General features: G+C 53.8%; 16 protein-coding genes and 1 pseudogene. 11 read left to right on the forward strand and 6 right to left on the reverse strand.

Annotated elements, in window-relative coordinates; translation table 11 throughout:
* The first annotated feature begins 111 nt into the window (after window positions 1–111).
* The 4 genes from PspS34_RS17900 to PspS34_RS17915 all read left to right on the forward strand — a co-directional run bounded on the left by PspS34_RS17900 (window position 112) and on the right by PspS34_RS17915 (window position 5,533).
* Entirely contained in the window at window positions 112–1,047 is a 936-nt protein-coding gene (locus tag PspS34_RS17900; RefSeq protein ID WP_159390244.1) for a helix-turn-helix domain-containing protein, read from the forward strand.
* A gap of 138 nt (window positions 1,048–1,185) precedes the next feature.
* Complete coding sequence (locus tag PspS34_RS17905; RefSeq protein WP_159390245.1) at window positions 1,186–2,901, forward strand: GMC family oxidoreductase N-terminal domain-containing protein; 1,716 nt, start codon at window positions 1,186–1,188, stop codon at window positions 2,899–2,901.
* A gap of 205 nt (window positions 2,902–3,106) precedes the next feature.
* Window positions 3,107–4,459 carry an MFS transporter gene (locus PspS34_RS17910; RefSeq protein WP_159390246.1) on the forward strand — a complete coding sequence of 451 codons (1,353 nt, stop codon included), beginning with the start codon at window positions 3,107–3,109 and terminating at the stop codon, window positions 4,457–4,459.
* A 207-nt stretch (window positions 4,460–4,666) separates the two neighbouring features.
* Window positions 4,667–5,533 (forward strand): transporter, encoded by an 867-nt coding sequence (locus PspS34_RS17915; RefSeq protein WP_159390247.1) that lies wholly within the window; start codon window positions 4,667–4,669, stop codon window positions 5,531–5,533.
* Between the two features lie 91 nt (window positions 5,534–5,624).
* On the opposite strand, the gene PspS34_RS17920 is transcribed toward PspS34_RS17915, so the two are convergent.
* Entirely contained in the window at window positions 5,625–6,506 is an 882-nt protein-coding gene (locus PspS34_RS17920; RefSeq protein ID WP_159390248.1) for a LysR family transcriptional regulator, read from the reverse strand.
* 417 nt (window positions 6,507–6,923) lie between these two features.
* On the opposite strand from PspS34_RS17920, the gene PspS34_RS17925 reads away from it, so the two are divergent.
* From PspS34_RS17925 to PspS34_RS17935, 3 genes and pseudogenes are all read left to right on the forward strand, one after another.
* Window positions 6,924–7,268 carry a hypothetical protein gene (locus PspS34_RS17925; RefSeq protein ID WP_159390249.1) on the forward strand — a complete coding sequence of 115 codons (345 nt, stop codon included), beginning with the start codon at window positions 6,924–6,926 and terminating at the stop codon, window positions 7,266–7,268.
* 81 nt (window positions 7,269–7,349) lie between these two features.
* On the forward strand, window positions 7,350–8,321 hold the full coding sequence (locus PspS34_RS17930; protein ID WP_159390250.1) for a zinc-binding alcohol dehydrogenase family protein: 972 nt from the start codon (window positions 7,350–7,352) through the stop codon (window positions 8,319–8,321).
* A 54-nt stretch (window positions 8,322–8,375) separates the two neighbouring features.
* Window positions 8,376–9,241, forward strand: a pseudogene (locus PspS34_RS17935) (arginase family protein).
* A gap of 101 nt (window positions 9,242–9,342) precedes the next feature.
* Here the strand turns inward: PspS34_RS17935 and PspS34_RS17940 are convergent.
* From PspS34_RS17940 to PspS34_RS17955, 4 genes are read right to left on the reverse strand one after another with little or no spacing between them, the layout of a single operon-like run.
* Window positions 9,343–10,323 (reverse strand): sugar ABC transporter substrate-binding protein, encoded by a 981-nt coding sequence (locus PspS34_RS17940; RefSeq protein WP_159390251.1) that lies wholly within the window; start codon window positions 10,321–10,323, stop codon window positions 9,343–9,345.
* Between the two features lie 37 nt (window positions 10,324–10,360).
* The gene (locus tag PspS34_RS17945; protein WP_159390252.1) at window positions 10,361–11,329 is read right to left on the reverse strand and encodes an ABC transporter permease; all 969 of its coding nucleotides are present in this window, start codon (window positions 11,327–11,329) and stop codon (window positions 10,361–10,363) included.
* 21 nt (window positions 11,330–11,350) lie between these two features.
* On the reverse strand, window positions 11,351–12,358 hold the full coding sequence (locus PspS34_RS17950; RefSeq protein ID WP_159390253.1) for an ABC transporter permease: 1,008 nt from the start codon (window positions 12,356–12,358) through the stop codon (window positions 11,351–11,353).
* Window positions 12,355–13,905, reverse strand: coding sequence for a sugar ABC transporter ATP-binding protein (locus tag PspS34_RS17955; protein WP_159390254.1), 1,551 nt, complete (start codon window positions 13,903–13,905; stop codon window positions 12,355–12,357). The genes PspS34_RS17950 and PspS34_RS17955 overlap by 4 nt, the downstream gene beginning before the upstream one ends.
* A 396-nt stretch (window positions 13,906–14,301) precedes the next feature.
* Here PspS34_RS17955 and PspS34_RS17960 point away from each other — a divergent pair, with 396 nt between their 5' ends.
* Both PspS34_RS17960 and PspS34_RS17965 read left to right on the forward strand, forming a co-directional pair.
* On the forward strand, window positions 14,302–15,240 hold the full coding sequence (locus PspS34_RS17960; RefSeq protein WP_159390255.1) for a helix-turn-helix domain-containing protein: 939 nt from the start codon (window positions 14,302–14,304) through the stop codon (window positions 15,238–15,240).
* A 374-nt stretch (window positions 15,241–15,614) separates the two neighbouring features.
* A complete protein-coding gene (locus tag PspS34_RS17965; RefSeq protein WP_159390256.1) occupies window positions 15,615–16,979 on the forward strand; it encodes a carbohydrate porin in 1,365 nt (454 codons plus the stop codon).
* Window positions 16,980–17,064: 85 nt separating this feature from the next.
* On the opposite strand, the gene PspS34_RS17970 is transcribed toward PspS34_RS17965, so the two are convergent.
* Window positions 17,065–17,394 (reverse strand): EthD domain-containing protein, encoded by a 330-nt coding sequence (locus PspS34_RS17970; RefSeq protein WP_159390257.1) that lies wholly within the window; start codon window positions 17,392–17,394, stop codon window positions 17,065–17,067.
* A gap of 268 nt (window positions 17,395–17,662) precedes the next feature.
* Between PspS34_RS17970 and PspS34_RS17975 the strand changes: the two genes are divergently transcribed.
* Together PspS34_RS17975 and PspS34_RS17980 are read left to right on the forward strand one after the other, a co-directional pair.
* Entirely contained in the window at window positions 17,663–18,592 is a 930-nt protein-coding gene (locus PspS34_RS17975) for a helix-turn-helix domain-containing protein (RefSeq protein ID WP_159390258.1), read from the forward strand.
* Window positions 18,593–18,792: 200 nt separating this feature from the next.
* Window positions 18,793–19,695 (forward strand): DMT family transporter, encoded by a 903-nt coding sequence (locus PspS34_RS17980; protein ID WP_159390259.1) that lies wholly within the window; start codon window positions 18,793–18,795, stop codon window positions 19,693–19,695.
* Window positions 19,696–19,732 lie beyond the last annotated feature (37 nt).

The raw sequence follows: 19,732 nt of genomic DNA on the forward strand, positions 1-19,732 counted from the left end.
CTAGGCTCGCTGCGCCAACCGGCGCTTGGCCGAGCCCAATGATTGACGGGACGAGGCTATATAGTTAACTTGTTAACTATATAATCATAAGAACGTCGAGGCTTGTCCGTCATGCCCACTACCTTCAGTACTCAACAAGTTGAAAATGTCCAGCGCCTTGCCTACTGGAACGAGGTGATCTGCAGAACGTATCTGGCCGTGGACTGCCGACCTCAGCTTGACGAGCCGCTCAATGGGCATCTTCACGTTCGCCAACTGGGGCAGTTGGAGATGAGCGATGTTTTGTCCCCTGCGATGGACTATCGCCGTGGTGTTTCGGAGCTCAAAGACCACCATGAAGAGCACTACCAACTGGTCATGCTCACTGAGGGCAATGGGTGCATCCAGCAGAACGGTCGCCAGGCAGTCCTGAGATCAGGTGATCTGGCACTTTACGGTGCTGCGCAGCCTTCCTTGGTTTCCTATCCGAAAGGATCACGCTCACTGGTGCTCAAAATCCCACGGCCGTTACTGGCTGCGCGGGTTGCCTGCACAGAGAACCTGACCGCTATCACGCTGAAGGGTGATTCCGTCATGGGCGCCATGATCGGCAACCTCATCCGCGAGTCGTTCCAGCTCGATGAAGGGCTCAACCTGCCCAACGACGCGCGCCTGGCCAGCGGAATGCTGGACATCATCAGCGCAACGCTTGAATACAACTCAGGCGCGCCTTGTGCATCATCAAGACACAACCCACTCGATCAGATAAAACAGCACATGCAGGCCAATCTCGGCGATCCGGATCTGCACATTGTGAGTATCGCCAGCCGGCACAATATCTCCGTCAGAACCCTGAACCGATTGTTCGCCGCCGAAGGCACCAGCGCCATCCGCTGGTTATGGCTTCAGCGCCTGGCCGCCAGCCACAAATCCCTGAGCGAAGGCCGCGTACGGCAGGTCAGCGAAGCCGCGCTCAACTGCGGCTTTAATGACCTCTCGCATTTCAGCAAAGCCTTTAAAAAAACCTACGGTATCGCCCCGCACCAATTGCTTCGCACCGCTCGCTGACCCGCTCCTGCCCTCGCAAAAGATTGGCGCAGCCAGCCAAGCAGTTGGCGCGCCCACCCAAGCTGCACCTCCCCGGTAAGCCTAGGATGAACTCATGCACCCTTCATAAAAAATACAATTAGCGATACAGGTGAGTAGATGAATACTGATGCCTTCGATTACATCGTGGTCGGTGGCGGCGCTGCCGGCTGCGTGGTTGCCTCCCGTCTGAGCGAAGATTCTTCAAAGCGCGTGCTGCTGCTTGAAGAAGGCTCCCATGACAAAAACCTGTTCATTCGCATGAATGGCGGTTACTTCAGGCTGATGGGTACGCAACGTACCGTTTCTTACCAAACAGAACCTGAACCCCATGCCAACAACCGCTCGATTCCCGTGATGCAGGCACGCACGCTCGGCGGCGGACACTCGCTGAATGCGATGGTCTACATCCGTGGTCAGCGTGAGGATTACGACGGCTGGGCGGCCAATGGCTGTGTGGGCTGGTCCTTTGACGATGTTCTTCCGTACTTCAAAAAAGCCGAGAACAACCAACGACTGAGTGGCGCGTTGCATGGCAATGACGGCCCATTAACGGTGTCTGATTGCAGCCATCGACACATCCTCAGCGAGGCCTTCATTAAGGCGGCCCAAGAAGCGGGCGAAGCGGCCGGAATCCCTATTAACTACAATGACGACTTCAACGGTACGTCCCAGACGGGTGTCGGTTATTACCAAACCACCAGCAAGAACGGCGAACGATGCAGCACCGCTCGCGGCTACCTTCGTCCAGCCCTGCGTCGGCCCAATCTGGTTGTGCGCACCAACAGCAAAGTGGCTCGCCTGCTGATTGAAAATCAACGGGCAGTGGGTGTCGCACTGGTCGGTGAATCGGGCAACGAGACTCTCATCACTGCTCGTAAAGAAGTGATTCTCTGCGCCGGTACGCTGATATCCCCCAAGCTCTTGATGCTTTCGGGCATTGGTCCCGCCGAACACCTGCGGGCACACGGTATTGAGGTGGTCAGTGACTTGCCCGGCGTCGGGGAAAACTATCAGGACCACTTGGTTGTACCCGTCGATGGGAAACTCAAGGACCCCATCAGTCTTCTCGGTCAGGACCGGGGTCTCAAGGCGCTCCGCCATGGCCTGGAGTGGATGCTGTATCGCAGCGGCTTGCTCAGTTCCAACCTGGTCGAAAACGGAGGCTTTTTCGACCTCGATGGCGATGGCCGCCCCGAGATCCAGATCCATACGCTAGCGATGGCCTCTACCAGTTGGGGCAAACTCGATGGTACTGCTCCCGTCCATGGCTACTCGGTTGCTCCTTGCTGCTTGACCAGCCATTCGCGTGGGCGCGTGCGACTGCGCAGTAAGGATCCTGCTGCTGCGCCGGTCCTGAATGCGAACTACCTGAGCGAGCCCGCCGATGTCCAGAATCTGGTTCGCGGCGTGAGATTGGCCAGAAGCATCCTCAAAGCCCCGTCTCTCGCTCGCTTCCTTGACGGCGAAATCATGCCAGGTCCTGATGTGGGTGACGATCAAGCGTCGTTGGAAGCGTACGTGCGCAATCATGCTCAGAATGCCTTCCACCCCGCCGGCACCTGCGCCATGGGCGCCGATGATGCCGCGGTGGTCGATTTGCAACTCAGGGTTCGAGGTATTTCGGGGCTTAGAGTCGCTGACGCTTCGGTCATACCGGTCCTGGTTCGAGGCAACACAACGGCTCCAGTGGTCATGATTGCCGAGCGATTGGTCGACTTCATCAGACAGAGCGAAAAAGCCAGTCCTATCACGGTAAGCACGTTAAGCAAAAAGCCGGATCAACAGAGCACATCACAAGCTCACATTCAGTCGGCCGCTTGTCTGACCGTCTGAGTCGATAGGAATGGGTAAATCAGAACCTCCCTAAACATTAAAGTTAAGTCCGCTTTTCAGACGAAGCGCCCTTTTTACTTTACGCCGCCTCAGGGCGGCATCGGAGGCCATAAATAACACATCGCTTTAAACAACTGCGTTCCGAATAAAACAAAAATAACCCGCGCATTCGCCAAACGAATTCTGGCGAAAGGAGCCTGCTGCAATGACTAATCAAAATCAAACAAGTAATCCCAATTACTTGAAAGGCATACCGGTCACACAGATTTTCATAGCAGCTTTTGTGACTCAGTTCTGTATGGGCTTTGAAGTGCTGTTTCGACTCAACGCCGCAAGCCCGATCAAGCATGATTTTTTCGATGCGACAAACGTTCTGACCTCTGGCGCAATGATCGGAGAGATTCTGGGGGTACTGTTCCTCGGGTTCGCCATTGCCAACCTGGTGATGTCGCCCTTCGTTGATGCAATCGGCTTACGTCGCGTGCATATTCTCAGCGTGCTGCTTTATCTAGCCGGCACCGCGACTATTGTCATGGCAGTTCCTGGAACCGATCAGGCTTACATGCTGCTGTGGGGCGGTTCGCTGCTACAAGGACTGGCTTGGGGATCAATAGAAGCAGTACTCAATCCGTTAGTGGTGACCCTCTACCCCACCCGCAAAGTCCCCAAACTCAATCTTTTCCATGCGGCTTATGCACTCGGCATGCTGCTGGCTGCCCCCGCGTGTGTATTGATCGAACATTTCGCCCTGGGCTGGCGCGTTCAGTTATGCCTGGTATTCATTCCCGCAATCATCGCTTTGGTGCTGATCGCGCGCGTCAAATACCCACCCAGCGAGCGCGTCGCTCATGGCATATCTTTCAAGGGCATGTTTCAACAAACCTTTGCCCGCCCGGCCTTCTATCTGTTTCTTTGTGCGATGTTCCTGACCGCAGCAACGGAGCTGGTTCCGGGAAGCTGGATCGATTTGACACTCACCAAAATTGTCGGCATCCAAGGGTTTTGGCTGGTGGCCTTCATCTACACCGTCCATATCGTAGTAAGGCTATTTACCGGGGTGCTTTATCGCATTTTGGGGTCCAGCGGAATTCTCTTCTTTGGGTCGCTTTTTGCACTGGCTGGCCTCTTCCTTCTGAGCCAAGCTGCAAGCCCATCGGCAGGCATATTCGCCGCCCTGCTATTCGGAATCGGGACGAGCGTCATGTGGCCGACGATGCTGGCTGCCACTTCGGAACGCTTTCCGAACGGGGGATCGCTGGCTATCGGTGTAACCGCGTCTGCCGGCATGTCATCGACTTACGCACTCATGCCTATATTTGGAAAACTGTTCGACGAAGCAAAAATTTCGAATGCCGGTGGCGCTACTGCCTTTGAGGCACTAAAGGAAGGCAGCGCCGCACTTGATCAGGTTCTGGTCGCTGCCACGACGTCGATCTTTCAGACCGCTACTCTTCTACCGTGCATCCTCGTGGTGTTCTTCGCGCTGGCCTGGCGTTATGACAGCAAACGCAAAGACTCGCTGGTGACGAACAGGAAAGTACTAAGCCCAGAAGCCTGAGCTGACCACTAAACCCTGCTCGAAACTGGGCCGTACTGAACTTACGCCACTATCAATAGCCGGTCACGCCACGCCATGACCGGCACCACAAAACCCTCTAACACTCAAACATCGTCCTAAAACATCAGGAGGTCTACTCACGCAAGAAAACTGGTCAACTTTTCCGTCCCTCACTATTAAAAAATAAAAATAAAAAATGGTATATCAATGAAAACAGTATCAACACTCACGTTTGGCCTTATCACTTCAGTTATAGCCTGTAACGCAGCTCACGCCGCAGGGGACGCCATGGCTCGAGACTATGTACCGGCACCCGCGGGCGTAGACCTTGGCATCCTTTACTACGTTCACAAGCAATCCGACACCTATGTCGCCGACAACAAAAAAATAGATGCCAAGTTTTCATCCGATCTTGTAGTGGCTCGTTATGTCCACTTTATGGAATTGGGCGGAATGATCATTGATCCACAGATTATCTTACCTATGGGTAATCTGAATGTGGATATACCGGGCGCTGTCGATGATCGGCGTAGCGGCATGGGGGATGCGATATTTCTCAGCTCCTTCTGGTTCGTCAACAACCCTGACAGTAAAACCTACATAGCCTTCACACCCTATATCACCGCTCCGACCGGGAAGTACGACTCCACTCAGCCAGGCGTCAGTTTAGGCTCAAACCGATGGAGTTATACCGCAGAATTCGGGTTGTCCCAAGGTTTCGGGGATAACACCTATGTTGACCTGATAGCCGCCATTGATTTTTATGGAAACAATGATGACTACTTTGGCAGGCAACAGAAGAAGGACGATCTAATTACGCTGCAGGCCATCTACTCGTACAATCTGACTCCGACGCTGTGGGCGTCGGCGAAGTACAGCTATGTCAATGGGGGAGAAACCGAGGTGGACGACATCCGTCAAAATGACCGAACGACAGGCCAAACAGTCGCCTTGGGCTTGGCTAAGCAACTGGATGCTAAAAACAATATCCAGGTTGAGTACATACACGATGTGAAAGTCGACAATGCGTTCGAGAACAGAGGGGTACGGATGCGCTATGTTTATGCGTTCTAACATATAGATTGATACTTTCTGATCAAGCGGGACTCTCTGAAAATTGAGTCCCGTTCAAATTTAAAATCGTAATTCACGAGGGTCTACGCCTTTAACTTGCAAGGCGCTTGGAGAGAAAGTCGATCAACGTTTTGAGGGCGTTCGGCATACGCTGGCGAGACAGGTAAACAGCATGAATTCCAATGGATTTGATTCGAAACTCTGGAAAAAGCCGAATCAAACGCCCTTCCTTCATAGCCTGCTCGGCCGCGAAGTGCGGCAGCATCGCAACGCCTGTCCCGCTCAGTACTGCACGCACGATGATGGAGGCTTCGTTTGTGCTGAAGCTGCCGGTGACCGGCACCATGACGTTCTCACCGTCAACGATAAAATGCCAGAGGCTACGCCCGTAGTACGCATAGGTCAGGCAATTGTGAGCGGCCAGGTCTCTGACATCGGCAGGTAATCCATGCCTTTGGAGATACGCAGGACTCGCGCAGATGTACGAGTCCACTTGGCCGAGTCTCTTCGCTATCACGCCCGGATCAAGGTTATCGGTCACTCTAATCGCTAAATCGATGCCATCTTCAGCGAGATTGCTGATGCGATCAGCAACCTGCAGATCGACGGTCACAGCAGGGTAAGTTTGAAGGAACTCCATCAGCACATCGGTAAGGCAGTATTCCGCAAAAATCGATGGTGCAGTGACCCGCAGCAATCCCTTTGGCGCACTCTCGGCTTGCGAGCCAAGCACCTTAACGTCTGTCGACAGCGCCACGAGTTCTTTACAAATGGGCAGCAACTGTTCGCCCGCTGCTGTCAGGCTGAGTTTGCGCGTGGTTCTGTGCAGCAACCGCACCTCGGCCCATTCCTCCATCAAACCTATGTACCGCGTGGCCATCGCTCTGGACATATCCAGATGAGTGGCTGCGGCCGAGATGCTTCCTCTCGCCACAGTCTCAAGAAAGACTTTCGCCGCTGTTAATCGATCCATATGCGTGCTCTGTGCAACAAAGCGTCCACTATTGCCCTGTATATCCACACCAGACAAGCGAATAAGGTACAGCCTTGCGTTCACTTAAGGTGCTGACGATGGCAGTCGTTCGTTTTCAATACATTTTTTATCCGCTAGCGCCTCAGCGGTAGCTGAACTAGCCAAACGTTGGCCTGACCAATTGGAGATGCTGCCCTGCGGCCTTTTTTCAGAAAAAGGCGCAAGAGACATGACGCCTGATTGGGCGACCTACGCATGGAACTGCGATCAGCGTATCGCCTCCCTCACGGGACTGGATTTCACCGAGGCCTATCACCGCAACGTTCTGATGGACTCCATGCGTCGCTTTGACTCGAGTGCCATCAATCGCGCTCTGACGGAAACGCTTTCCATCAGCCCCCCCCGCTGGAACCGTTGTTGCTAAAGCGATTGCAGATCGAGCGATACATACTGGGCCGGGACACATCGAACACCGAGGTAGTCGCGCAGGCCGCTGCCACGTTTCAGAACAAGTCCGGCTGGGAAATTGATGCATCCGCCTTCAAGCGTCGTCTCGAACGAGATGATGAACTTGCCTTGCGAACGCAGAGACGTCTCCTGGCCGCGCAAAAGCTGATGAATCAGCACAGGATTCAAGGGGTACCACAGCTATTAGCGGTCGAGGGCGAAAAGACCCACGTCATTCCCTCGTCCGCGTTGTACCAAGGTGCAGAGATGCTTATGGCTGAGCTGCAAAAAACACTCATGCACGCTCTGACTTAATTCGCAGACCTAATCAACCTATCACTGCCAGCACGCTCTTTTTCGGAGGAGCCTTGGCGTAACCGTTTCTTGGAGGTTCATATGAAAGCACTCGTTGCCATCCAGCTCGGGGCCCCCCCACAGATGCAAATTGAAGACCGAGCCATGCCGGTATGCAAGCCCGGATACACCTTGGTCAAGATTCATGCGTCCACGGTAAACCCTCTGTCCAACCAGGTCCGTACCGGGTTCGTTGCCAAGTCAAAGGCCCCACTGGTATTGAGCAATGATGGTTCAGGAGTGGTCGAACAAAGTGACCGCTTCAAATCAGGCACCAGGGTTGCGATTTACGGTGGGGCTCAGTTAGGCATTACTGAAGATGGCCTACAGCAGCAGTGGGCGCTGGTCGAAGACAAACGCATCATCGAATTGCCGGCCAGTTTTGACTTGGACGAAGGCGCCGCATTGCCTATCAACTACGTCACCGCCCACCAAGCGCTCACCCGTGTCGCCCAAGTGAAACGTGGTCAATTGGTTCTGATTTCAGGTGCATCAGGTGCTTTGGGTCAAGCCCTGATTCAAATGTCAAAGGCGCTAGGCGCCGTTCCGATTGCCATTGTTTCCACTACCGCCAAGATCGAGCGCGCTCGCCAGGCAGGCGCAGAAGTCGTTATCGATCTTTCCAAGCAGAAATTGTTGGAGTCTGTGCTTGCTGCAACCAATGGTGAAGGTGCCCATTTGGCGTTCGATCCGGTCGGAGGCGCCCTTCTCGGTGAGCTTATCAGTGGGTTGCGCACTCGCGGAGCGGTGATATCCATAGGCTTTGCCGCTGGCACGACGGCTACCTTCGATGTGCCTGACGTGGTCATTTATGAGAAACGAATCCTGGGCTATGACGCTTGGCTTGAGACCGATGAGGATGTCGCTAACGCGTTGCAAGCGATTGGCCAGTTCATCAATGAGGGCAAGCTGCGACCTCATATCGACAGCGTATTTCCTATGGATCAGTATGCCGAAGCTTACCAGCGGCTGACCTCTCGCCAAGCCACCGGTGCGGTTTTGCTGCGCTGCTAATTCCGCTTGTACCTAGACAGGAGAATTTACAATGTCTGAGTCCAACGGCAAGACCTGCGATTGCTATTCCCACAATGGCAGGGTGGCAACAACCTCCCTATCATTTCGGATCCCAACTTCTGTCCTGGCTGGCACCTGAACACATCGGCCCGGTCGAAGAAGTCCCTGTCAGCGTCCCTGACGGTTCAACACTGCCAATGGAAGGTGGGATCGTCGGCCGTAGCGCGTTACTGCGCCAGTTGCACGATGCGCGCGCGCTGATCGACAAGCATCAACCGGATCGCCTCGTCGTTCTGGGCGGCGATTGCCTGGTGGATCTGGCGCCTTTTGCCTACCTCAACGAACGGTACGATGGTGAGTTGGCCGTGCTGTGGGTTGACGCGCATCCGGATATCGTCACGCCAGAACAATTCCAGCATGCCCACGCCATGGTGCTTGGCAACTTGTTGGGCAACGGGGATGCGGACTTTGTCGAAGCAGTGTCACGCCCTATCAAGCCGCAGAACGTGATGTACGTAGGGCTGCATGATCCTGGCGAATGGGAAGCCGGCGAGATGGAGCGGCTAGGACTGCAAAATGTCGGCCCGGCGCAACTCGCCCAACAGGGCAGCAAGCCTGTCCTTGACTGGTTCAAGTCGACGGGCGCCAAGCACCTTGCTGTTCACTTTGACCTGGACGCCCTCGACCCTGCATTTTTCCGCTCTCTCCTGTTCGCAAAACCGGACATTGCAGAGGGGACATTTGATGACATCGCGCAAGAAGAGCTGAAGATCGAGCAAGTCGTTCAATTGCTCTCAGAAGTGGCTAAGGTTGCGGACGTGGTGGGCCTCGGTATCGCCGAGCATCTACCTTGGGACGCCCTGGCCATGAAAAACATGCTTGCAAGGCTGCCACTGATTGGTAAGCCGAACGTTGCCTGAATGCTCTGCACACGGGCCGAGATCCTATGCCTGCGCGCAGGGCACTGCGCGACAACCCATTAGCGGTTGTCGCGACTCTTCATCCTGGCTTCAAGCAACCATCAGCTTGCCGGCCAAGGTTCGCAGACCTCATCGACGTTAGCCTTGGTGACCGCCGACATCGGCTGTATTTTCAGTTTTTCCAACGGCTTGCCGGTCAGATAGTCAACGACGTTATCAATAGCGTACTTGGCGTCATCAATCGGCGACTGAAGGACGGTCGCGTACAGTTTGTCAGATTTAAGCAGGCTGACCCCTGAAGGCTCACAACCAATACTGACGATCGCTAGTTTGGAAGGATCCATGCCTGCACGTTCCAGAGCAACGATCGAGCCTGCAACCATCGCGTCCTCATGTGAATAAATGCCTTTAATGGTTTTGCCAAATCGCGTCAGCAGGCCCGCCGTCGCATTGGTTGCAATCCCCTGATCCCAATTGCCAGGTTGAGCTCCGACAATTTTGATGTCCGGGGCAATCTTGGCGAGTTCCTCGGCAAACCCACGGGTGCGATCGATGACCTGTGCCTGAGAAACGATGCCGGTAATCGCGATAATGTCCCCGTTGAGTTCGAAACCTTTGGCTTTGAATCCATCCACCATCAACTGTGCGGCTAAACGTCCTTCGGCCTCGTTATCGGCGCCGGAATAACTCTTCCAATATTTTTCGAATTTACGATCCGGCAAAACATCCGTCAGCAACAGCGGAATGCCGGCTTTATCGATTTTACGAATGGACGGAATAAGCGCCGCGCCGTCAATGGCCCACAGCAGAATCACATCTGGCTTTTTGGCGATGGCTTGATCGATTTGTGATGCTTGCTGGGCGGGGTCAAACTTGTTTGTAACGATTTCAAGGTCAAGGTTCTTTTCTTTTGCATAGTCGCGCAATGTGCTGTTGTAGGCCGCGCAATAGCTACACACATCATCAGCGCCGAGAAAGATCACTCGCGAGGATTTCGACTCGGCTTGGGCGACTCCACTGGCCAGCAACACACTTGCACCAACAGCCAACAGGGCACGTCGGAATACAGACACTTCGAACATGATTAACGCTCCGGATAACTTGGATTTTTTATGGGAGTTACGGACGAGCTTTTAGCGATTTGAAACTTATCTTGCGCAGGAAACTGCTGGTATCCCGATCAAACAACATGACCAACATCAACATCAAACCATTGAGCAGCAGGATCAGCGCTGAAGGTGCTCCTAACAGATTCAACCCGTTGTTGAGGACTGTCAGTATCAGCACGCCCAATGCGATATGAAGGGGGCGCCCAATACCTCCGGACAACGCGACCCCGCCCAGAATGGCCGCGGTAGCCGCCTGCAGTAGAAGGTTGGAGCCGTATTGCGATGAAGCACTAGCCAGGCTGATAGACATTAGTGCCCCGACCAGCGCGGCAAACCCTCCGGAAATCGCAAAGACTACGAAAATAGAGAGTTTCACGTTGACGCCACTGGCCACGGCCGCCTTGCGACGACTCCCGGTTGCAATAATATTTCTGCCCACTCGAGAAACTCGAAGCAAAACCGCGATCAAAACGAAACAGGCGATAGTGATCAGGCTCCGCGGTGAGAAAACACCCAATATCTGTTGATCCAGCGCATCAGAAGCATCGAAGTTGGAGTAACTGACCACTTCGCCACCTTCAATCCAGACCGCCAGGCCGCGCAATAAAATCATCGTCCCGAGTGTGGTGACCAGTGAGGAAACCGCCAGCCCAAGCGTCAGAGCGCCATTGATCAATCCCAGCAGCACGCCACAACTTACTGCCAACCCGAGTCCGACAAGCGGCACGGCGTCTCCGGTTTTAACCATAACCAATCCGGCGATAGCGACAATTGCCCCGAGACTCAAATCGAACTCTCCGGCAATCATGGTCAGCGCAAGCCCCAGAGTGACTAACCCCAGTAATGCGAAGTTTTGTCCCAGCGCATACAGATTGCCCTGTGCGAGAAAATCGCCGTTTACCACACTGAAAAATGCCACCAGACACACTAGTACGGCGACACGAATAAAGGCCGAACGGGAAAAAGCAAATACTTTCATGATTAGAGTCTCCAGTTCAGTTCAGCGGCGCATGCGCAGCAACATGGCACCCAAAGCCACCGACAGCAGTACTGCCAGCCCCTTGACCATTAGTTGCACTTCATAAGAAAAGTTATTGACCAGGAGAATGTTGCCAAGCAGCGCCAAAAACAAAGCGCCCACTGCCGCATCCAGAACTCTTCCGCGTCCGCCCGCGATGGCAATGCCTCCCACCAACACCGCGGATATCGCGTTGAAATCCAGATCCGCGCCTACCAGCAAGTTACCTGTGGATGACTGAGCGGCGATCAGTACGCCTGCTGCGGCCGCCGTCGTGGCAGAAATCACATTGGCCATGACCACCGCAGATTTGGTGCGCAATCCCGCCATCTGCGCAGCGACAGAATTGCTTCCGGTCAATCGCAATTCGCGTCCAATGCGCATCCGCTGAACAATTAGATCCAATACCAAAGCGACCAACAAAAAGACCAAGGCTTGATTGGGCAACCCTGGAATGATCACGCCCGACCCTAACCAACTGGTGTCACCTTGCCCCATGATTGTGCGACCGCCAGATAAGGTCGAGGCGATGCCTGTAACAATCGAGGCGACAGCAATCGAGGTGATAATCGGGTTACAGCGCATCATTCCAATGGCAGCGCCTTGCGCCAGCCCGACCAGCACGCCCATGCCCAATGCGCCGGCGACGGCAAGATAAATTCCGCTGGAAATAAACGACGCGAAGATTATCGAGGCAAACGCGGCCGTAGCCCCTAATGACAGTGAAAACAAGTTCCCACTCAACGTGATCGTAGCCAACCCTACTGCTGCGATTCCGACGGTAGCTGCCGCATAAATAATCGCCGCTATGTTGCTCGCCGATGCGAAATTGGGCACTCCTATGGCAGCGATGACGAACAGTAGAAGGGTCGCCAGTCGGACCGACGTCGCATGAATACGCAGCGGCGAAAAACTGTTGCGCAAAACTCCGCTGGCCGCCCCTGCCGATACCCGAAATGTGTGCGTACGCGTAGATGACTTACTCATCATGCACAGGCCTCCAGGTTGTCTTTCCCGTGAAGGATGTCATGCAACACATCGTCGGCACTGACGGCCCACCTTGGCTTATCGCTCACAACCTGACCTCGATACACCGTAATGACGCGATCGGCGATTTCCATGACTTCTTCCAGATCCGACGAGTAAAAAACGATGCCCATCCCAGCCTTGGTCAGCAGGTTCAATCGTTCGTAAATTTCGGCACGCGCGCCGATATCCACACCTCTGGTCGGCTCGTTGAGCAGCAGGACTTTCGGATTCATCGCCACCGCTTTGGCCAGCGCAACCTTTTGCTGGTTTCCGCCGCTGAGGGTCGACACGTCGAACGCCAACCGGCTCCCGTCAATCTGGAACTCACCGGCGAGTCGACTTGCCAACTGACGTGCTTTGGCGTGGACAATCATGCCTTTGGCGCTGACGCGGTCGAGCACCTGAGTGGTGATGTTGATCTCGATGCTTTCATCAAGAAACACACCCTTCCCTGCCCGGTCTTCGGGCACATAAGCGATTCCCGCGTGATAGGCGTCATTGATGCTGCGAAGGTTCAGGTTTGAAGTGCCCAGGAAGACTTCGCCGCGCATGTGCGGGTGAAGCCCGGCCAGCGCCTCCAGCAGGATGTCGGCCCCCGATCCCAACTGCCCTACGACAGCGACTGTCTCGCCTTGGCCAAACGCGAGGTTGAATGGACCAAATTTTCCGTTGAGTGTCAGTCCCTGCACTTTTAAACAGGGCTTGTTTTGCACTTCCACCAAAGGCTTTTCATGATGGGCCCCTCGAACCACATCGCGACCAATCATCGCCTTGACGAGCGAAGTTCCGTCCAGCGTCCGGGTCGGGTGGGTGCACACATGTCGACCATTGCGGAACACCGTCACCCTGTCGGTCAGCGCGAAGATCTCATCCAGACGGTGGCTGACGATCACGATTGTAGAACCGCTGTCACGCAGCTTGCGCAGGACGGCAAAGACTTTTCCGATTTCGGCATCAGACAATGTGGCCGTCGGCTCATCGAGCAACAACACTCGGGCTTCGGTGGCAATACCTCGCGCGATTTCGACGAGTTGTTGCTCGGCCAGTGACAGTTTCTGTGCCAGCATCCCGGAGTCGATATGCTCCAGACCAACGATGTCCAGCAGGTTACGCGCCCGTTTTTTCAAGCTGCCGCGCCAGTAGAGAACACCGCCTGGACAGCTCAGCATGATGTTATCCAGCACCGACAAATGCGGGATGATCGACAGTTCCTGGTGAACGATCGAAATCAGCGCCGGGTCAACCCGCTTACCCAAACGTAACGACCGCCCGTGAACCATGATTGAGCCGCTGTCCGGTTTGACCAGCCCTCCCAGTATTTTAATAAGCGTACTTTTACCCGCGCCGTTTTCGCCACACAATCCGTGGATTTCGCCGGTGACCAGATCAAAACCTACGTCACTGAGTGCTTCAACGCCGCCATATTTTTTTGTTAATCCTCTGGCGAGAAGTACCACTTCGTTATTCATAATAATCACTCGTTCGACATCATTTAAATTTTCGGCCATCACACCGGGCACTTTAAAAGTCAACCGTCGCTAAATTTTCCACCCTGAGGTTTCCATCCACACTCCGAGAAGAATATTTTCACAACTTACTGGCGATGTAATTATGAACAAGCATAGAAAGCCGACGTTGCGTCGACCTGTTTCACCGCGACATTAAATAGACTCACAACGACAAAATTTTATGACTCACAACGGCGCACTCACGCGCCATTTCGATGCACAACTCGCGCTCACGAAATGTGTTAAGTGACGGAAAAATTCGGCACATTCATTCACATATTAACTAACATGCAAGGCTTCAATGCTGCACGCCACTCTCTAGCCACCAAAAACGGCATGGCTCTTGCTAACGCCTTTGATCAATGTCGAATCAAGACCCAGAAGTGAAGGTGCGCCATGACTGTCACGCAGAGCACAACGCAGGTAAAGGCAAAAGAACGCGCCGCATTCTGGCAGGACGTCGCTTGCCAGACCTACGTACGCGTCCAATGCGAATTGATCAATAATCACAACTTCAGTGCGCAGGTCGCGCAGACCGACATTGGCAGTCTCAAATTTACTGATCACCGCTGCAGTATCCCGATGCAATACAAACGGTTAGCGCAAGGCTTCCGTGAGGATTCCTGCTCGGACTTTCAGCTCATGCTGCTGGAGAGCGGGACCGCCCATGTCACACAGCAAGGGCGGCAGGCTGTGCTGAGTTCAGGAGACATGGTGCTTTATGAGGCCGCGCACCCATTTGCACTGGATTTCACGACACCGCACAAGTCCCTGAATTTCAAGATCCCGCACCACCTGCTGTCTTCAAGACTGAGCCAGGCGAGCGACCTGACCGCGATCACCCTGAAAGGCAACACGGCCATCGGCCAAATAGCAGCCGCCGCCATTCGCCATAGCCATCGCTTGCAGGAATTACCCACCTCGGCGGCGCAAAATCGGGCAGGCTCAGCCCTTCTCGACATGCTCACTACCGCGATGGATATGGAACTGAGCCGCCAACAGGAGGTGCCAACTCGCCACCAGCACATCCTCGCCACCATCAAGCACTACATGGTTGCCAATCTGGACGACGCGGAGATGAATATTGAACGTATCGCCCGAACGCACAATGTCACTTCCAGGACTATCAACAGATTGTTTGCCCTGGATGGGACCACCGCCATACGCTGGCTGTGGCAACAGCGCCTCAATGCCAGCCACAAGGCGCTTTGTGAGGGTCGCTTCAAGCAGGTGACCGACGCAGCGCTGAATTGCGGCTTCAGCGACTTTTCTCACTTCAGTCGCTCCTTCAAGAAAGCCTTCGGCGTATGCCCGCACACCTTGATTCAACGCTAACGCACTCACCTGCTAAGGCCCTCCCTCCCCGCCCGTAGATGGCCATGACTGCTAAACACATCGCATGGCCACGTCATTTCACCCCCTGCTCCCAAACGTAACAATGCGATGCGTAGATTCGTATCGTTAATCTATTAACGTATATTATTCCCCCCTATTCTGTCGCGCCCAACCCATAGATTGTCGCGTGAAGTCAGGGCGGCTTTTTCTTGTCTGAATAATATTAAGTCGTTCTAGAGAGTTTTAAAAAACCCGCAATACCAAGTTTAAAAACCGTTAGACGCTAACTGCGTTTTATTGGAGCACGTCTGCACGACCCGTATCGCCATAAAAAACAGCTCGTCACTCAACATGCACAATAAGAGATCCAATCCATGAGCGTCCTAAGCAAGCTTTCAAAAAAAAATGCGGCTCAATTGAGCTTTGTTGCACTTTCTGGAATTAGCCCTTGTTTGACCGCACAGGCAGCTGATGCATTCTCCAGCGATTCACCATGGATGCTGGGCGATTGGGGTGGCACTCGCCAGGAATGGCAAGATAAAGGATATTCCTTCATCGGAAAGTACGTATCCAACACGGCGACAAACGTTCATGGTGGTTACGATAAGAACGGCAAGGTCGGTTACGCCGACCAGTTCGTCTTTGGTCTCAATGTAGACCTGCAAAAGACCGTCGGCCTCGACAATGCGGACTTCCAGTTATTTATCACTGACCGAAACGGCGAAGACTTTACCGGCCAGCGTCTCACCGATCCGCGCAGCGGACCTGTAGGGTCTACGATGGAGGTCGCTGGACGAGGGCAGATCTGGCGTCTTACCCAAATGTGGTTCCATCAAACGTATCTGAACGGCGTAGTCGACCTTAAGGTAGGTCGAGGCTCACCAAGCGAAGACTTCCAAAGCTTCCCCTGCGATTTCCAAAATTTGTCTTTCTGCTCCTCCCAGGCAGGCGTTTGGGCGGGTGATGACTGGTATAGCTGGCCGGTCAGTGTCTGGGGAACACGTCTGAAAGTGCAAGTAGCGCCCGAGTTGTACTTGCAAGCGGGTGTCTATGAACATAACCGTACGATGCTCGAACACGACAACGGTTTCAAAGTGAGCACCAGCGGTGCGAACGGCGTCAACCTCCCGGTCGAGCTGATCTGGAAGCCACAACACGCTCTGTTCGGACTGCCGGGTGAGTACCGTGTTGGCGCCTATCATATGAATATGAATGCCAATGACGTTTTTGAAGATGAGAACGGGCAACCACGGGTTTTAACCGGCGCCGCCCCACGCAATCGAGATGAGCGTAGTGGCGTTTGGTTAATGGCACGCCAACAGGTTGCTCAATTTGCATCAGACCCGAACCGTCCAGTTGAGATCTTCGCGCAGGCCCACGCCAACGATCGCGATACCAGCTTCGTCGATCGTTTCTACAGTGCTGGTGTAGTTGCCACTGGCCCCTTCGATTCGCGTCCGAAAGACCAGATCGGATTCGCCGTCTCAAGCGCACATGTGAACAGCAAGATTCGGGATTCCCAAGAGCTCTTGAATCAGAGATCCGGCGCTGCGGATTATAGTGAGCCGAACTACATGCCCCTTCAAGGGACTGAATACAGCAGTGAACTCTACTATGGCATCCACGCCACCAACTGGTTGACGATTCGTCCGAACATTCAGTACGTACACAATCCAGGGGGTGTTAAACAGGTGGATGATGCTGTGGTGGCTGGGCTGAAGATCGTCACTCTATTCTGATCACACTCATACCGTAATGAGCCGCCAGGCAAAGCAGCGCTGCTTTTAGCAGCGCTGCTTCAAGGTAATTCTCTCCCTTACACCATCAAACAACGGTACGTTTGTTGACAGGCAGCGTGATCATTGTCGCGAAATCAATAAAGCGTTCGCTGTCCTCAATCACCTCGTTTAACCGCGACGTGAATTCGGCGTCTTCGGCGGTTTCATAGGTATAGACCGACAGCGCGTCATATTCCGGCAGACCCGTGCTGTAAACATCACCCAGCGACTCGGCCACACGCAGCGGGTATTGCTCGTAGCGCAGAAGGCCACGGGCGGCCATGGCCATGACTTGTCCATGTTCTGCATACAATTTGAAAAATTCTTCCTGGCTCAGCCCAGGTTTACGACGCATGACATAAGCGATGATGTGCACGGTAGTGGCTTCCTGAAATTGGAGTTCCATTGCAGCGCAAAACCAGAGGTGGTGCTTGACTCCTTACGCCTCCGCAATTGGCTCCCTACGACATGAATGCGATATACACCTACCTACTCGCGATGCTTGTTTCGGCGCGTCTAGCGACCAGATTCGGTTTCGGTCAGACAGCATCAAGCTGTGCTGGTGTCTCTCACTGACGAAATGTCGGATAATCTGATTCAGCTAAAAATACATTGTCGATGCGATGCAACCTCAGAGGCTTCTCATGGCCATTCTCTACCCTACGAAAGATCTCGGAGCTAAGGAGCGTTTCGATTACTGGCAGGATGTGGTGTGTTCGACTTATGCACCAACGGACAACCGTAAGCTGAGCGATGAGCAATTCGATGGTCTATTAAATGTCAAGACGCTCGGGAGTGTGACATTCAGCCAAATAAAATCCCTGCCAATCGAGTATGAACGTCACCGTCGGGACGATAATAACGATCACTTTTTCATCTCGCTCTCGTTATGCCCTGAAGCGCATGTCACGCAAAATGACAGGCGATCGATACAACGAGCGGGAGATATCGTCCTCTTCGACAGTGCGCAACCTTATGTTTGTAGCTTTCCCGAAGGGGACAATCAAATTGTCCTGGCAGTGCCCCGCCCCCTCCTGCTGGAGCATATTTCCAATGCCGAGCATTTTCTGAGCCGGACCTTGGAAAGCCAATCAGCTTTGGGAAGTCTCGCCAAGACGATGTTAATGGAGATATGGAGCACCCAAGCCTTGCCGGATTCAGTCGGCGAGCGCTTGAATTCCTCGTTTCTGGATGTGTTATCGACCGCTTTCGAATCAGCCTTCGAAACCTCTGACATCACGCGAAAGCCGCATCAAACCGAGCAACTGCAGCGTATCAAACAGTTTTTATTAGCGAATCTTCATGACCAAGAGTTGACGATCGATACCGTCGCACAAGCCACCTATGTCTCCCCTCGAACCTTGAACCGACTGTTCGCGAAAGAAGGCACAACCGCCATCAGATGGCTATGGCATCAAAGACTGTCGGCTTGTCATAACGCGCTGCTCAAAGGACGCTTCCAGCACGTGAGCGATGCAGCCCTTACCTTCGGCTTCACGAACCTTTCCCACTTCAGTCGCGCCTTCAAGAACACCTATGGCGTGTCGCCTCAGCAACTCCTGCATCATCACTGAGCCAATTGGCGGGCCAGGCACAATGCTTGGCAATCTCAGTAAAGCCTCCGCATCCAGTTAGGGCCAGTATCGATAACGTACTGGACCGACTAGTCCTGTATTTAAAACACAAAAAATTCGATATGCCTGTTGCGAATCGCCCCATCGAGCGAACGCTTTGCCTTTTGTAGCTGCCATAAATCTAATAATTGAGGTCTAACATGAACCCTGGCTACGTATACGTCCTGTTGTGCTACGCGTTGATCGGGATTAGCTATCCCATCGCAAAGGATGCGATGACACAAATCCCTATCTGGATCTTTACGGCGATTACCTTTGCCGTGGCCTTCGCCATGCTTTACCCCGTCGTTCGGGTGTTTGACAAGATTGCCCTGAGCAAGATCGGTCTACGAGCATGGGTAGCGATCAGTGCCCAATCACTGCTCGGAGCCGTTCTGTACACCGTTTTTCTGCTATACGGATTTTCTTCAGCTACGGCTATTGTTGCCTCGGTCTTCACCAGTCTGGCACCTGCAGCAGTGCTTACCCTCTCCTCAGTGTTTCTGAAAGAACGGTTAAGCATAAGAAAAATCCTCGCCATCCTCCTGGCAGTTGGCGGCGTACTGGTACTGACGATTCCGGCGTCTGATACCTCAGGACAGAACACCTTGATCGGCATCGTTTTCCTGTTGCTGTCGACGATTTCGTCCGCAGGATGCGTGATCGCGGCCAAGAAACTGGACGTCCAACTGCCCCCGGCGACCATGGCAGCCGGCGTCTGCCTCACCGGCACGCTTTTCACACTGCCGATGGCGATCCTGCAGGGATTTTCCTTCGACTGGCACCAACTGACTGCCGGCAACGCCGGAGTAATGATCTATTACGCCGCACTGGTTTGGGCAGTTCCCTACGTTTTGTTTTTCATGGGGGTGACCAAAATTCCTGCCAGCGCTACGGGTATGGCGTTCGCGATGGTTCCTCTTTCGGCGTCGTTCTTTTCGATTCTGTTTTATGGCGAACAACTGCACACGACTGACTGCATAGCCTTGGTGCTGGTCACCTTGTCCATTTTTGCCGCGGAGGCGAAGGAGTCAGTGAAGCCCGTACTGCCCGCGGCGGTGTGAAGAACAAGCGCTTTTTTAATCAACCATAAGGAAACTC

The sequence above is a fragment of the Pseudomonas sp. S34 genome, from assembly GCF_009866745.1.
Taxonomy (GTDB): Bacteria; Pseudomonadota; Gammaproteobacteria; order Pseudomonadales; family Pseudomonadaceae; genus Aquipseudomonas; species Aquipseudomonas jessenii.

Bases quoted from the DNA above. Each gene is read 5' to 3' on its own strand.
- PspS34_RS17900 (WP_159390244.1), top strand. From the start codon at position 112: ATGCCCACTACCTTCAGTACTCAACAAGTTGAAAATGTCCAGCGCCTT.
- PspS34_RS17905 (WP_159390245.1), top strand. From the start codon at position 1,186: ATGAATACTGATGCCTTCGATTACATCGTGGTCGGTGGCGGCGCTGCC.
- PspS34_RS17910 (WP_159390246.1), top strand. From the start codon at position 3,107: ATGACTAATCAAAATCAAACAAGTAATCCCAATTACTTGAAAGGCATA.
- PspS34_RS17915 (WP_159390247.1), top strand. From the start codon at position 4,667: ATGAAAACAGTATCAACACTCACGTTTGGCCTTATCACTTCAGTTATA.
- PspS34_RS17920 (WP_159390248.1), bottom strand. From the start codon at position 6,506: ATGGATCGATTAACAGCGGCGAAAGTCTTTCTTGAGACTGTGGCGAGA.
- PspS34_RS17930 (WP_159390250.1), top strand. From the start codon at position 7,350: ATGAAAGCACTCGTTGCCATCCAGCTCGGGGCCCCCCCACAGATGCAA.
- PspS34_RS17940 (WP_159390251.1), bottom strand. From the start codon at position 10,323: ATGTTCGAAGTGTCTGTATTCCGACGTGCCCTGTTGGCTGTTGGTGCA.
- PspS34_RS17945 (WP_159390252.1), bottom strand. From the start codon at position 11,329: ATGAAAGTATTTGCTTTTTCCCGTTCGGCCTTTATTCGTGTCGCCGTA.
- PspS34_RS17950 (WP_159390253.1), bottom strand. From the start codon at position 12,358: ATGATGAGTAAGTCATCTACGCGTACGCACACATTTCGGGTATCGGCA.
- PspS34_RS17955 (WP_159390254.1), bottom strand. From the start codon at position 13,905: ATGGCCGAAAATTTAAATGATGTCGAACGAGTGATTATTATGAATAAC.
- PspS34_RS17960 (WP_159390255.1), top strand. From the start codon at position 14,302: ATGACTGTCACGCAGAGCACAACGCAGGTAAAGGCAAAAGAACGCGCC.
- PspS34_RS17965 (WP_159390256.1), top strand. From the start codon at position 15,615: ATGAGCGTCCTAAGCAAGCTTTCAAAAAAAAATGCGGCTCAATTGAGC.
- PspS34_RS17975 (WP_159390258.1), top strand. From the start codon at position 17,663: ATGGCCATTCTCTACCCTACGAAAGATCTCGGAGCTAAGGAGCGTTTC.
- PspS34_RS17980 (WP_159390259.1), top strand. From the start codon at position 18,793: ATGAACCCTGGCTACGTATACGTCCTGTTGTGCTACGCGTTGATCGGG.